The 13,914-nt window shown below is 51.2% G+C and carries 16 protein-coding genes; 15 read left to right on the forward strand and 1 reads right to left on the reverse strand.

What is annotated here, in order from left to right:
• Positions 1-45: 45 nt before the first annotated feature.
• The gene (locus HPY81_03475) at positions 46-879 is read right to left on the reverse strand and encodes a M23 family metallopeptidase (GenBank protein ID NPV26519.1); all 834 of its coding nucleotides are present in this window, start codon (positions 877-879) and stop codon (positions 46-48) included.
• A 106-nt stretch (positions 880-985) separates the two neighbouring features.
• Between HPY81_03475 and HPY81_03480 the strand changes: the two genes are divergently transcribed.
• From HPY81_03480 to HPY81_03550, 15 genes are all read left to right on the forward strand, one after another.
• Positions 986-1,579 (forward strand): hypothetical protein, encoded by a 594-nt coding sequence (locus HPY81_03480; protein NPV26520.1) that lies wholly within the window; start codon positions 986-988, stop codon positions 1,577-1,579.
• 126 nt (positions 1,580-1,705) lie between these two features.
• A complete protein-coding gene (gene ruvC, locus HPY81_03485) occupies positions 1,706-2,203 on the forward strand; it encodes a crossover junction endodeoxyribonuclease RuvC (GenBank protein ID NPV26521.1) in 498 nt (165 codons plus the stop codon).
• Positions 2,200-2,835 (forward strand): Holliday junction branch migration protein RuvA, encoded by a 636-nt coding sequence (gene ruvA / locus HPY81_03490; protein NPV26522.1) that lies wholly within the window; start codon positions 2,200-2,202, stop codon positions 2,833-2,835. Before ruvC ends, ruvA begins: the two co-directional genes overlap by 4 nt.
• A 9-nt stretch (positions 2,836-2,844) precedes the next feature.
• Positions 2,845-3,885 carry a Holliday junction branch migration DNA helicase RuvB gene (gene ruvB, locus HPY81_03495; GenBank protein NPV26523.1) on the forward strand — a complete coding sequence of 347 codons (1,041 nt, stop codon included), beginning with the start codon at positions 2,845-2,847 and terminating at the stop codon, positions 3,883-3,885.
• A 62-nt stretch (positions 3,886-3,947) separates the two neighbouring features.
• Positions 3,948-4,520, forward strand: a complete 573-nt coding sequence (locus HPY81_03500) for an epoxyqueuosine reductase QueH (GenBank protein NPV26524.1) — start codon at positions 3,948-3,950, stop codon at positions 4,518-4,520.
• The gene (locus HPY81_03505) at positions 4,513-4,737 is read left to right on the forward strand and encodes a DUF2905 domain-containing protein (GenBank protein ID NPV26525.1); all 225 of its coding nucleotides are present in this window, start codon (positions 4,513-4,515) and stop codon (positions 4,735-4,737) included. The genes HPY81_03500 and HPY81_03505 overlap by 8 nt, the downstream gene beginning before the upstream one ends.
• Before the next feature lie 91 nt (positions 4,738-4,828).
• A complete protein-coding gene (locus tag HPY81_03510) occupies positions 4,829-6,271 on the forward strand; it encodes a SpoIID/LytB domain-containing protein (protein NPV26526.1) in 1,443 nt (480 codons plus the stop codon).
• 24 nt (positions 6,272-6,295) lie between these two features.
• Entirely contained in the window at positions 6,296-7,327 is a 1,032-nt protein-coding gene (gene queA, locus HPY81_03515; protein ID NPV26527.1) for a tRNA preQ1(34) S-adenosylmethionine ribosyltransferase-isomerase QueA, read from the forward strand.
• 22 nt (positions 7,328-7,349) lie between these two features.
• On the forward strand, positions 7,350-8,483 hold the full coding sequence (tgt, locus tag HPY81_03520) for a tRNA guanosine(34) transglycosylase Tgt (GenBank protein ID NPV26528.1): 1,134 nt from the start codon (positions 7,350-7,352) through the stop codon (positions 8,481-8,483).
• 58 nt (positions 8,484-8,541) lie between these two features.
• Complete coding sequence (yajC, locus tag HPY81_03525; GenBank protein ID NPV26529.1) at positions 8,542-8,820, forward strand: preprotein translocase subunit YajC; 279 nt, start codon at positions 8,542-8,544, stop codon at positions 8,818-8,820.
• 166 nt (positions 8,821-8,986) lie between these two features.
• Complete coding sequence (locus HPY81_03530; GenBank protein NPV26530.1) at positions 8,987-9,658, forward strand: type II toxin-antitoxin system PemK/MazF family toxin; 672 nt, start codon at positions 8,987-8,989, stop codon at positions 9,656-9,658.
• Positions 9,659-9,763: 105 nt separating this feature from the next.
• Positions 9,764-10,429, forward strand: coding sequence for an HD domain-containing protein (locus tag HPY81_03535; protein ID NPV26531.1), 666 nt, complete (start codon positions 9,764-9,766; stop codon positions 10,427-10,429).
• Between the two features lie 128 nt (positions 10,430-10,557).
• A complete protein-coding gene (gene secD / locus HPY81_03540) occupies positions 10,558-11,766 on the forward strand; it encodes a protein translocase subunit SecD (protein NPV26532.1) in 1,209 nt (402 codons plus the stop codon).
• Between the two features lie 36 nt (positions 11,767-11,802).
• Complete coding sequence (secF, locus tag HPY81_03545) at positions 11,803-12,684, forward strand: protein translocase subunit SecF (protein ID NPV26533.1); 882 nt, start codon at positions 11,803-11,805, stop codon at positions 12,682-12,684.
• Positions 12,685-12,890: 206 nt separating this feature from the next.
• The gene (locus HPY81_03550; protein NPV26534.1) at positions 12,891-13,856 is read left to right on the forward strand and encodes a cation transporter; all 966 of its coding nucleotides are present in this window, start codon (positions 12,891-12,893) and stop codon (positions 13,854-13,856) included.
• Positions 13,857-13,914 lie beyond the last annotated feature (58 nt).

A 13,914-nucleotide genomic window follows, 5' to 3' on the forward strand; every position in this document is an offset into this window, starting at 1 on the left:
GGGATCGTTGATCCATCGGGTTTTTGTAATTACTAGGTTTTTTCTTCAAGGCAGGTACAGTAGAGGATTTACAGCTTGTCCATTAACTAAAATTTCAAAATGCAGGTGGGGGCCGGTCGAACGTCCAGTACTGCCGACCAGGGCGATTACTTCACCCTGGCTGACTTTCTGGCCGGTTTGGGCCAGGAGCTTGGAACAGTGACCGTAGAGGGTCAGCAGGCCATCGCCGTGATCAAGCATGATGGTTTGGCCGTATCCAGTAACCCAGCCGCTATAGATGACGGTTCCGGTTCTGGCGGCTTTGATCTGTTGACCGGTGGGGGCGGCGAGGTCTAACCCCTTATGTAGCCGGCCTCCTCTTGGGCCGTAGTAAGAACTGATCCGAGCTTGCACGGGCCAGATAAAACCTCGACTGCTTACACCGCGGGAGGCAATGGTCCGGGATTGTGTTGTTTTGGATGGCGAATCTTGCCGGCTCTTTTCGTTGGCTGACTGGTCTTTGCTGGCCGGTGTTGGCTTCTGGTTGACCACTGTATCCGTAATTTTCAAGGTGGTCTCACCCACTGATTTATTGTTCTCTAACGAAATGCTTTGGTCATTGTTGGCTCTGTTGGTCGTTTCTTCGGTTTCTTCGGTACGGTTAGCCGCTGGAACGGTTGGCTCCAATGTTCCCCCTACGGTGGTTTCCAGTGCAGGAAAAATAACCGCCGGAGTAAACTTGGGTGGAGTAAACCAGGTGGAATGGGAGAAGGTAGTGGAGGCGAGACCAAGGGTGAGTAAACCGACCAGCAGTGCAGCCGTAATCTTGATCTTGTTCATGTAAACTCCTTTCTGGCGCGAAACCTTACTGCAAAGAAGATTCGACAAAAAAATGATCATCCCTGGTGGGAATTGCAGGAGGTATAATATATACCATTTATGGAAATTATTATAGAAAATCAGTGCGATATTGCATTATGAAGTACCCAAGAAAGGAGGGGCGGCCGTGGTCGGCTCGCAACAAAAAAGAAATTGGTTCCCGGTATTCTTATTGGGTATTCTCAGCGTCTTGGCCGTCTTCCTGGTGGTCTTCATTTGGCCATTGCTAAACAAGCCCCGCAATCCGCTTAATGAGTCACCAGTGGCAGTTGAACTGGGGCAGAGCTGGTTGGGGCCAATTACTGCCACCACCAAAATCACCGTGCAGCAGACCTATTCCTTATGCCAGCACACGCAGGTGGTGCCAGTTGAGGTTGATTCAGCCCTGGAGGGGTTATCAGTTAAGCAATTGAAAGAACGCTACCCGGCCAGTCAGGGGTGGCAGGTCAAGATTGATGGCCCGGATCGGATTATCATACAGCAGACGCTAGATGGGTTTTGCCCGGCAGATGCCCAGAAACGGCATCTGGGGGTGATAGACAGTCGGGTGGCTATTTTTATCGGGCCGATGGGAATTGACCGCGAAGTGGAGAAGGTAACCGAGATCAATGTGGCTCGACTTCCGCCAGAACTGCGCGAGCAGATCCGCCTGGGTATGCTGGAATTTGCCAATTCTGATGATCTGCAGCAGGCGCTGGACAGTTTAGACGAGTACCAGTAATCACGTAAATTAATTGAGGCATGGGTGCAGATAGCTGCCTATGCTTTTTCTTTATGGGAGGAGGAGAAAAAAAGGAGATATCCTGGCGGTGGCGAATAGTGTTCTAGGAGAGAGGAGAGGAAGCTAATGGTAATCCTGGGGGTTGACCCGGGCATCGCCCTGACTGGATATGGAGTGGTGCAAGTCAAACCAGCCCTGAGAGTGCTTGGTTTTGGAGCGATAGAGACGACGCCAGCCTTAACAATCGCCGAACGGCTGGAGAGGCTGTTCAACGGGCTAAGCGAGATCATCCAGCATTACCAACCAACAGAACTGGCGGTAGAAGAATTGTTTTTTAACCGGAACACGCGGACGGCCATAACTGTAGGCCAGGCGCGGGGCGTGATTATTCTGGCTGCGGCCAGGGCAGGACTGGCGATTCACGAGTATACTCCTTTGGAGGTCAAGCAGGCCGTGGTTGGCTACGGTCGAGCGGAGAAGCGACAAGTTCAGCTCATGGTCAGAAGTCTGTTGGGTCTTCCCCAGATCCCAAAGCCTGACGATGTCGCCGATGCGCTGGCCATTGCGGTTTGTCATGCCCATTCTTATCGCTTGAAACAAACGTTGATGGAGAGGAACCAATGATGATCGCCTTTCTGCGGGGACGACTGCACGCAGTTCGTCCAGACAGTCTGATACTTGATGTTAATGGCGTTGGTTACCACGTTTATACTTCCAGCCGAACCCTGGCTCAACTACCGACACTTGGTGAGGAAATCGAGATGCACACCTACCTGCATGTACGGGAAGGCTCCATCCAATTGTTTGGCTTCCGGGAAGCCGCCCAACTCGAGTTCTTTCTGCTTTTAATTGAGGTATCCGGTGTTGGGCCAAAAGCAGCGCTGAGCATCCTATCCGCCGCCTCGGTGGCGGATCTGAGCCAAGCGGTGCTGCGCGAGGACGTTTCCTGGCTGACTAAACTTCCCGGTGTAGGAAAAAAGACAGCTCAGCGGCTTTTGGTTGAGTTAAAAGATAAGATTGGTCGGTCTAATCTTGCGGATCTTGCAAATGGCTGGGCTGAAACGGGTGGCTGGCGGACCGAGCCCTTGACGGAGGGAGCGGACGTTTACGCCGAAGCTAGTCAGGCTTTATTAGCCCTGGGGTATCAACCGCATGAGATTCGAGGGTGCTTGGAGCAGATTCGCTCAATTTCCGGTGAGGATGTGAATCTGCAGCGAATAATTAGATTGGCTTTACAGTACTTGGCCAAAGGGTAGGTGAGGAACATGGAAGAACGCCTTGTCGCGAGGCAGCAACAAATGGAAGACTGGGAAATGGAGGCCTCCTTAAGACCCCAGCGGTTGGCTGATTATATTGGTCAGGGTAAAGCAAAGGAAAATTTAAAGATTTTTATTGAAGCAGCCAGGGCCCGTGGCGAAACGTTGGACCATGTTTTGCTATATGGTCCACCCGGATTGGGGAAAACCACCCTGGCGAATATCATTGCCGTGGAGTTAGGGGTGCATATCCGCAGGACTTCAGGGCCCGCGATTGAACGGCCCGGTGACCTGGCAGCGATTTTAACCAACCTTGAACCGGGTGATGTTCTTTTTATTGATGAAATTCATCGTTTAAGCCGGATGGTAGAAGAGATTCTCTACCCGGCGATGGAAGATTTTCACCTGGATATTGTGATTGGTAAGGGGCCGAGTGCCCGTTCCATCCGTTTAGAGCTGCCAGCGTTCACCCTCATCGGGGCGACGACCCGCGCCGGCCTCCTGACCTCGCCGCTGCGAGACCGCTTCGGCGTGATGAGCCGACTGGATTTCTATACCGTGGAAGAACTGGAGCAAATCCTCAACCGGGCCGCCCGGATCCTCCAGGTGCAGCTTGACGCGGGTGGCGCCAGGGAGATCGCCAGACGAGCGCGCGGCACACCCCGGATTGCTAACCGCCTGCTGAAGCGCGTGCGCGATTACGCCCTGGTGAAGGGGGATGGGGTGATCACGCAGGAGGTGGCTGACGCGGGACTGCGCCTGCTGGAAGTGGACCATCTCGGTCTGGATGCCCTGGACCGGAAGTTGCTTTTGACGATCATTCAGAAGTTTGGCGGTGGACCGGTTGGGCTTGATACTTTATCCGCTGCTTTGAGCGAGGAAACGGAGACGGTGGAAGATGTGGTCGAGCCGTTTCTCATGCAGCTAGGATTTTTGCAACGTACCCCGCGAGGTAGAATAGCCACGGTGCGAGCTTATGAGCACCTGGGTCTGCCATTTCCGACAGCCGAGCCGGCGGCCGAAAATAAGCAGCAGGTTTTAAAGCTTTGATTTAGGTGTAAAAGGGACAAAATCCTGAGCACTGATTTTTTAAAGATGGTAGGTGAGCGGTAATGAAAACCCTTTTGCATATCTGCTGTGGGCCGTGTGCCACTTATCCTGTACCCCGTTTGCGCGAGCAAGGGCATGAGGTACACGGATATTTCTACAACCCGAATATTCACCCTTACCAGGAATTTTCCCGACGCCAAGCGGGGGTAGAGCAGTTGGCTAAAGCCATCAACCTGCCGGTGATCTACTATGCCGACTACGAGTTGGAGCCATTTTTGCGAGAGGTGGTTTTTCGCGAACATCAGCGGTGCCGGTTTTGTTATTATCTCCGGCTGAAGCAGGCGGCCCAAATCGCCCGTCATGGTAAGTTTGACGCTTTCACTACCACCCTCCTGGTCAGTCCATTTCAGAAACACGAACAGATTCGTGAAATTGGTGAGCTGGTTGGAGAACAGATGGGGGTTTCTTTTTACTATGAGGATTTCCGGCCAGGTTATCCCGAAACTATAGGACGGTCGAAAGAATTGGGGCTTTATCGACAGCAGTATTGTGGCTGTATTTTCAGCGAGAAGGAACGGTATGCCCCAAAGCGCAAAGGAGAGGTAGAAAACAGGGAGGAGAAACACCGTGGGTGATTGGAGTGCTTTTGGTAAGTTGTTGTTAGCCATAGGCGGCGGCATAATGATTCTTGGTCTTTTCCTTTTGGGGCTAGGAAAATTGTTTAATATCGGCCGACTGCCGGGGGATATCTACTATCAAAAAGGTAATTTTACCTTCTACTTTCCGCTGGCGACTTCTATAATTTTGAGCATATTACTAACCGTGGTGTTAAATCTGCTCAGTCGAAAATAAGTCTAAACTTGCCGCTTTTCCTTAAAAAGGGCAGGATTTTGCGATAATCGTGTCGAACCTCCCTCTAATTAGCTTACTGCTGGTGTGGAGGGTGATGGAGGTGCTTCGGGGAAAGTGGTTTAGCCAGTTGGGTCGGGTCTGTACTTTATTGATTGGCTTACTTCTGATCGTCTTGATTGGAATGTGGCCGTGGCCTGAAGTCCAAGCGGCAACAGTTCCGGCTACGGTGCGAGTTGGCTTGGAGATGAACGTGTCGTGGGTTGATTTCGAAGTCCGGCAGGGAGCCTACCAGTTAGTTGACGGGGCAACGAAAAAAGTCATTGCCCGGACTTTGCCTAGCGGGCAGGTGTGGCGGGCCCAGATTGCCTTAAACTCTACGAAGATAGAGGTTTTCAGTCTCCGCACGGGAACTAACTGGCAAAGCTGGGGAACTTTTGCGGGGCCGATTATGCTTGAGCCAATCAATAATAAGAACCTGAACCTGTTTAAACACAACAACCGAAGTTACCGGGGAAAGCTTGAAATAAGGTCTAACAAGGACTGTAATGGCTTGATCTGTATCAATGAACTGCCCACTGAGGAATATCTGTATGGGGTAGTACCCCGGGAGATGGGTCAGGACTGGCCGCTGGAGGCGCTCAAGGCACAGGCAGTAGTGGCCCGGACCTACGTTGCTAAGAACACGGCCAAACACAGTGCCGACGGCTTTGGGGTATGCAACCTCACGCACTGCCAGGTTTATGGTGGTTATGACAGTGAAAGCGCCCGGTCCACGGAGGCCGTCAACGCTACCCGCGGGGAGGTTCTGGTAGACGGGAACGGGACCCTGATCTATGCCCTGTACCACTCCAACAGCGGGGGACATACGGAGGACAACCGTTATGTAAATGGCTGGGATTACTCGTACCTGCGGGGAAAACCAGACCCATACAGTCGGGGGTATAGTCTGTCGGATTGGCAATTTGCTACGCCGGTAACCAGCCGGGGCAATCAGGGTCAGGCTGGCTTACTGGAACTGCTCCAAAAGAAAGATTCCATCGGACCGATTGATTCGCTGGAATTAATCAAAAGGGAGTCGGGCCGGGTAGAAGCGGTACTGATTACTGACACGAAGGGGAATACTATACAGAAAACCGGGAGCGAATTTGGGCAGTTGTTTAACCCCGGGTTTAATACCTATATCAGCCGGGACAGTTTCATGAGCAATTTCTTTGACTTGAGCACTGATGCGACTGTCGCCATTATTAATGGGCGGGACGAGGTAAAGACCCAGCACGGTGGAGCGAGCCGATTCGCGGTGTTGAACGCCAGTGGAGCAGTGGGTAAATTAAACGGGTCTGATTCAGGTTACTACCTCCAGGGAGCGACTCAATGCATTAAGGTGGCCAAAACCCCGACGCAGATCGCGGTTTTCGGGCACGGTTGGGGCCACGGCGTGGGGATGTCGCAGTGGGGGGCTTACGGCATGGCGGAACAGGGTCAATGCTATCAGCAGATTCTTGATTTTTACTACCCAGGGACTAAAATACAGTAGGATTAGGAGCAGCAGACTGTTCATATGGATATTGCCCTTTTTGACTACGATCTGCCGCCTGAGCTGATTGCTCAGGAACCGGTTGACCCACGTGACCAATCGCGATTGATGGTGGTCAGGCGCGACCAGTCAACACTTGAACATCGAATCTTTCGCGACATTACCGATTATTTGCGGCCAGGAGACGCATTGGTTCTGAATGAAACCCGGGTGATTCCTGCCCGACTCTTTGGTTGGCGGACAGATACAGGTGGCCGGCTGGAAGTGGTTTTACTGAAACGAGTAGGTTCCGATCGCTGGGAAGCTCTGGTCAGACCAGGGAAGAAGGCGCAAGCAGGAACGAGGCTAGCATTCGGTCGGGGAGAATTAAAAGCCGTAGTGGTGGGGAAAACGGCAGCGGGCGGTCGAGTCCTGCAGTTCCATTACGACGGTGTCTTTGAGTCACTCCTTGACCAAATTGGGGAAATGCCTTTACCACCGTATATTACCCGGCCGTTCAGGGAGAGCGACCGGGAACGCTATCAGACTGTTTATGCCCGGGAAAAGGGGTCGGCAGCTGCCCCGACGGCCGGCCTCCATTTTACACCGGAATTGTTGAAGACTATTGAAGCCATGGGGGTGCAGCTGGTTTACCTGGTCTTGCATGTTGGGCTGGGTACTTTTCGCCCAGTGAAGGTGACAGACATCCGGGAACACCAGATGCACAGCGAGTATTATGAGGTAAGCCAGGCAGCGGCGGAAAAGATTAATCAAGCACGGGCCAACGGCGGGCGAATTATCGCGGTGGGGACAACCACTACCCGAACCCTGGAGACGGTCGCTGACCCAACCGGCACAATATCTCCTGCGGCTGGTTGGACAGATATTTTTATTTACCCCGGGTACCGTTTCAAGGCGATTGATGGGTTGATCACCAATTTTCACCTGCCTAGGTCCACCCTACTGATGTTGGTCTCGGCCCTGGCCGGCCGGGAAAAAATCCTGGCGGCTTACGAAACGGCGGTCAGGATGCGGTACCGTTTTTTTAGTTACGGCGATGCCATGCTGATTCTTTAAAATGATTAATTAGGAGTAATCAATGGCCATCACATTTGAGATAATAAAAGAATGTTCGGCGACTGGCGCGCGTGTTGGTCGTTTAATTACGCCGCATGGGGTGATCGATACCCCAGTGTTTATGCCGGTGGGTACGCAGGCCACGGTGAAAACCATGACCCCGGAAGAATTGAACGCGCTGGATGTGCAGATCATATTAAGCAATACCTATCACCTGTATCTCCGGCCGGGAGCGGAGCTGATTCGGGAGGCCGGGGGGCTACACCGGTTTATGCACTGGGAACGGTCAATTTTGACCGACAGTGGGGGCTACCAGGTCTTCAGCCTGGGCGAATTGAGAGAAATTACTGAAGAAGGTGTCACCTTTCGTTCCCATATCGACGGTTCAACCCATTTCCTCAGTCCAGAACGGGCAACGGAAGTGCAGATGGCCTTAGGGGCAGACATCATCATGGCTTTTGATGAGTGCCCCCCTTATCCGTGCCCCTATGAATATGTCAAAGACTCTCTGGAACGGACCACCCGCTGGGCGGAACGCTGTTTGCAGGTCCACACCCGAAAGGATCAAGCCTTGTTTGGTATCATTCAAGGGGGAGTATTTCCCGATCTGCGTGCCCAAAGCGCTCGCGAGTTAATGGCTTTGGACTTTCCCGGTTACGCGATCGGCGGGCTGAGCGTCGGTGAACCGAAAGCCCTGATGTATGACATCCTGGAACAGACTGTTCCCTTGCTTCCGGCCAATAAACCCCGCTACCTGATGGGGGTAGGCTCCCCTGATTGTTTGGTGGAAGGGGTGCACCGGGGGATCGATATGTTTGACTGTGTCCTGCCAACACGAATTGCCCGTAATGGTACGGTGATGACGCGCCAGGGCAAGCTGGTGGTGCGCAATGCGGAGTATGCCCGGGATTGGCGGCCACTCGAGCCAGGCTGTGACTGTTATGCCTGCCAAAATTATACGCGGGCGTATATCCGTCACTTGATCAAGGCAAATGAGGTTTTAGGCATCCGTTTAACAACGATGCATAACCTGGCTTTTTTGCTGCGTTTAATGCGGGAGATTCGTCAGGCGATCTGGGAGGATCGTTTTCCCGCTTACCGCGAGACCTTTTGGGCTGAGTATAAAGTATCTTCGGGTGGGGAGGTTGATGAATAGACGACAAATGTGGAAAAAGCTTTTTGGTCAACCTAATATATTGGAGGGGGATTGAACTATGCTCACTAGCTGGGTTGTATACACGATCTTAATTATGGCGATTTTTTATTTTATGTTGATCGCTCCCCAGCGTAAAAAGGAAAAGCAACACCAGGCGATGCTGGATAACCTCAAGGTCAATGATCGGATTGTTACTTTGGGAGGAATCTATGGGCAGATTATCCAGCTGAAAGACAAGAGCGTGATTGTTGAAATTGCTCCCCGGGTAAGAATTGAACTGCTGAAGTCAGCGATTGCCTATCTTGATCGAGAGGGAACTGCAGATGAAAAGACATAAAATATAGGGGTTGCGAGACCGCATTGTGGCGAGATGCGGTCTGTTTTTGTCTAAAAACTCCCGCGCTATTCCTATAAATAGACATAAATCGAAGCAGGATTTAACCAGGAGTATGAATAAAATAAGACCCCAGGGAAAAAGCCGAGACAGAAAGGACTGTCGGGTTATGCAGCCACCAAAAGGCAGACAGTTAGTGAAAGAATTCAGGCAGTTAGGGATGAACCTGGTTAGGAGAGGGAAAATGTATTTGTGGGGAATCCACGACTGGTTGTCCTCCAGGTTCCAGCTAGGACGTCGAGAAAGGACAGCGGATATCTACTGTGATCACACCAGGGGCAGTTGGGTGATTACTTCCTGGGACCGGGCGGAAAACTTAGCTCTGGCTCAATTTGAGCAAAATATTTCATCATCCGCGACCACCCCGAATTTAACTAAGCCGGAGGTAATCATTCAACGAGGAGATATCTTCCGCGTGGATTTGGGGATGGCCGAGGCTTGTTATTCCCTCCAGCGGCCAGTGTTGGTTATCCAGAATGATATCAGCAACCAGTTTGAGGATACCGTCATTGTTGTTCCCCTCTCGCCGATGTTATATGCCAAACACCTCCAGGTCAGTGTGGTTATCCCGGGGAATACTCTGACTGGTTTACCAACCTCGCACGTGGCTTTATTTTCTATGATTCGGACCTTGCCCAGGAGTGTCTTCTCAACGGCGAACCACCTGGGTTGTTTGGAGCAATGGCAGATGGCCAAAGTTGATGAGGCGATTCGGCTCAGTCTCGGATTGAGCACGCTGCAGCGGATTCAATCCAGGGCGCGGATGAGGCGGACATCGTAAAAACTGTAGCTTTTTGCATATTTTTGGGAGGATAATATGATATTATGAAGAATAAGGTAATTTTAGTGCTGAGAGTTCACTGCCAGCCAAAACCTGGAGGGAAGCATGGGGATTATTACCTTGGAGGATATCAAAAGAGATCGGGAAGTAGATACTTTTATCACCAGGGGAAACGAATTTCTGGGTAAAATGGGTTTCACTGAACATGGGTACCGGCACGTCAACCTGGTGGCTGAACGCGGTTACCAGATTTTAACGGAATTGAAACACTCCCGGCGAGAAGCAGAACTGGTGGCCATTGCGGGTTATTTGCATGACATTGGTAATGTAGTGAACCGGGAGGGACACAGTCAGTCCGGGGCGCTGCTGGCTTTTAGTATTTTGACCCGCTTGGGAATGCCTTTGCCTGAAGTGGCAACGGTAACCGCGGCGATTGGCAACCATGATGAACAAAGCGGTCAGGCGGTCAATAATGTGGCGGCCGCTTTGATTCTGGCTGACAAGTCTGATGTTCACCGGTCGCGGGTCAGAAATCAGGAAGTGACGACCTTTGACATTCACGACCGGGTCAATTACGCGGTGATAGAGTCTCAGTTGAGGGTGGATGAAAAAAAGCGAACGATCACCATGGAGTTAACTATTGAGATCCAGATCTGCCCGGTGATGGAGTACTTTGAGATCTTTCTCACCCGAATGATCATGTGTCGACGTGCTGCCAATTTCCTCGGATGTCGCTTTGGTCTGATCATTAATGATGCCCAGTTATTATAGATGAGTTGATATATTCGGTGATAGATTTGCCAGTAGACAATCGTTGACAGCCCCTGAGGCCGGGTATATAATCGTGATATGTGGTTACCGGCAGATGAAGGAGAAGATTAGAAGGAGGAATAGATCAAATGAACAAGCGCAATCTGGGCAAGTTGATCGCCATCGTTGTCGCGGTGTTGATCCTTGTTGTTGCCGCAGTCAACCCGATCAAGAACAAGATCAACCTGGGACTTGACCTGCGGGGCGGCTTGCACGTCGTGCTGGAAGCGGTGGGGACGCCCGAAAACCCGGTGACTGACGAAAAAGTCAAAGACGCCAAAGCCATCATCGAAAACCGGGTCAATGGTATGGGTGTCCGTGAACCGATTGTTCAGCGCGAAGGCGACCGGCGTATCATCGTGCAACTGGCGGGGATCAACGACCCCGAAGAAGCGGCGCGGGTTATTGGCAAAACAGCGGTGCTGGAGTTTAAAACGGAAGACGGAAAAACCATCGTGACTGGTAAAGACTTGAAGGATGCCCGGGCTCAGCTCAATCAGGCTAATGAACCGGAAGTCCACCTCCAGTTCAACCCGGAAGGAGCCAAGAAATTTGCCGAGGCGACGGCGCAGAACGTTGGCCGGCCGATCGGCATTTACCTGGATAAGCAACGAATCAGTAACCCAGTGGTTCGTGAGCCGATTCCCAATGGCCAGGCCGTGATCAGCGGCGGCTTCCAGTCCCTGCAACAAGCGGAAAACGAAGCAGTCCTTTTACGGTCAGGTGCGTTACCGGTTAATTTGGAGATGGTCGAAAAGCGAACCGTTGGCCCATACCTGGGACAGGACTCGCTGCAGAAGAGTTTCAAAGCTGGTATAATTGGAATCCTGGCCATCTTCATCTTTATGCTGATCTTCTACCGTAGTCCGGGGCTGGTGGCTATACTGTCGTTAATCCTGTACGCGACCCTGGTCCTCGGCGTGATGGTGCTGTTCAAAGCAACCTTGACTCTACCGGGGATCGCGGGCTTTATCCTGTCCATTGGGATGGCGGTTGACGCGAATATCATCATCTACGAACGGCTGAAGGAAGAACTGCGGGCGGGGAAAACCTTGCTGGCCGCGATTGACGCGGGGTTCTCCCATGCCTTCTGGACCATTTTTGACTCTAACCTCACGACTTTGATCGGTGCGGGTGTGCTCCTGTACTTCGGGACTGGCCTGATTAAAGGATTTGCGGTAACGTTGAGTATCGGGATTATTCTCAGCATGTTCACCGCGATTACGTTTAGCCGGCTTGTGCTCCGCCTGATGGCCAGCTCGAAGCTGATTACTAATCCGAAGTATTATGGAGTTTAGAGAGGAGGGAGAGTCGTGAACGCCAATACGAAAGTCATCGATTTCGTTGGCCGGCGCAAAATTTGGTATGCCATCTCCCTGGTCATCATTATCCCTGGCCTGATCGCCTTGATGCTACACGGGCTTAACCTGGGGATTGATTTTACAGGTGGAACGATCATCAATTTGAAGTTTAACCAGCCTGTGACCACGACTGAGGTTAGTGAGGTGCTGAAATCGTTCGACCTGGGGGAAAATGTTCCCATCCAAGTGGCGAACGATAACACGGTTTTAATTCGCACCAAGGCCCTTGAGCAAGAACAGACTGACCAAATTGTGCGGGCATTCCAGGCTAAATACGGGCAGGTGACAGTGCTGCGGGTAGAAAAGGTCGGACCGGTGGTGGGAAAAGAACTGACCATGAAGGCCATCTACTCGGTCCTGGTAGCCTCAGTTCTGATGCTGATCTATATTACCTTCCGGTTTGAGTTCAAGTTTGGGGTCGCGGCGGTGATTGCTCTGCTGCACGACGTTTTAGTGGTCCTTGGGGTGTTTGCCTTGTTGCGTATTGAGGTGGACAGTTCGTTTATCGCTGCCCTCTTGACCATCCTGGGTTATTCGATTAACGACACCATTGTCATCTTTGACCGCATTCGTGAAAACCGGAAGATTATGCCGAAGGCTTCAGTTGAGGATTTGGTTAACCGGAGTATCACCCAGACCTTGACACGGTCGATTAACACGGTTTTGACGGTGGTCTTCACCCTGGTTGCGCTCCTCTTGTTTGGGGGAGAGACCACAAAGATTTTTGTGCTGGCGATGTTGATCGGGGTAATCAGCGGATGTTATTCGTCCATCTGTAATGCCAGTCCGCTTTGGGTTGACTTTAATCTGTTGAGCAAAAGAAAGAAGCGGATGGTAGCCACTGCAACTCGTTGAAGTCACGCTGAAAAGAATACAGGAGATAAGTTTTTTACCCTTGAACGTCCTCGTGAATATTTGCTATAATGATTCTAACAAAGTCAGGCCGCTCTGTTTAACCGTGCGGCTGGGCCGACAGGCAACGGGAATATTGGGGAAAATAACCCGTGGGACTTCATCAAATACTTTTTGATGGAGTCCTTTTAATTTTTGAGGAGGAATTAATGGTGCAGTCAGACAATTTATTTAACCGTTTTTTGCCAGATGAAAAGGCTAAGGTAGCTGCCCTGTCTGTGCTTTCCAATACCATATTGGTTGTTTTTAAATTGATCGCCGGTCTCATGATCAATTCAGTAAGTGTAATTTCCGAAGCCATTCACTCGGGATTGGACCTGGTGGCGGCGATGATCGCTTTTTTTTCGGTGCGAACATCCAGTCAACCACCTGATGAGAGACATCGCTATGGTCACGGTAAGATCGAGAACATCTCAGGGACAATTGAGGCAATTCTGATATTCATTGCGGCAGTTTGGATTATTTTAGAGGCTTACAAGAAGATCGTTTTAGGTAGTACAGTCGAAACGGTTGGCGTCGGCTTAGTAATCATGGCGATTTCGGCCGTGATGAATTTGATTATCTCAACTCTTTTAATGAAGACGGCCAGGAAAACTGATTCAGTCGCTCTAGAGGCTGATGCGCTTCACCTGCGCACTGATGTTTATACTTCGCTGGGAGTGTTCATAGGGCTGGCTGCCCTAGAGATCACCAAGATTCAGATTTTTGACCCGATTATCGCGATTGCGGTTGCTTTGATGATCATTAAAGCTGCTTATGATTTAACTGTAAAGGCATTTGTGCCCTTGTTGGACGTTTCCCTTCCCGGAGAAGAGGAAGCCGAGATCACCAATATCCTTGAGCTGTTGCGGGCAGAAGGGAAACTGGTGGATTATCATAAGCTCCGTACCCGCCGGGCCGGCCGTGAACGGCACGTTGACTTACATGTGGTAGTACCGCGAAACCATCCCATTCATGAGGTGCACCAATTGTGTGACCAGATTGAGGAAGATATTGAGAAACGACTTCCAGCGTCAAACGTTCTAATTCATGCGGAGCCCTGTCAGGACAAGTATTGTTCTCTCTGTCGGAGCTGCCCGGGCAACTTCAGCCAACTGCAGAACAAGGAAAGGTAATTAATTGTTCGAGAAAATAAAGTAACCACCGGGTACGGCCGGTGGTTTTTTAGGTAGT

The organism is Bacillota bacterium (assembly GCA_013178045.1).
In the GTDB taxonomy this organism is placed as follows: Bacteria; Bacillota; Ch66; order Ch66; family Ch66; genus Ch66.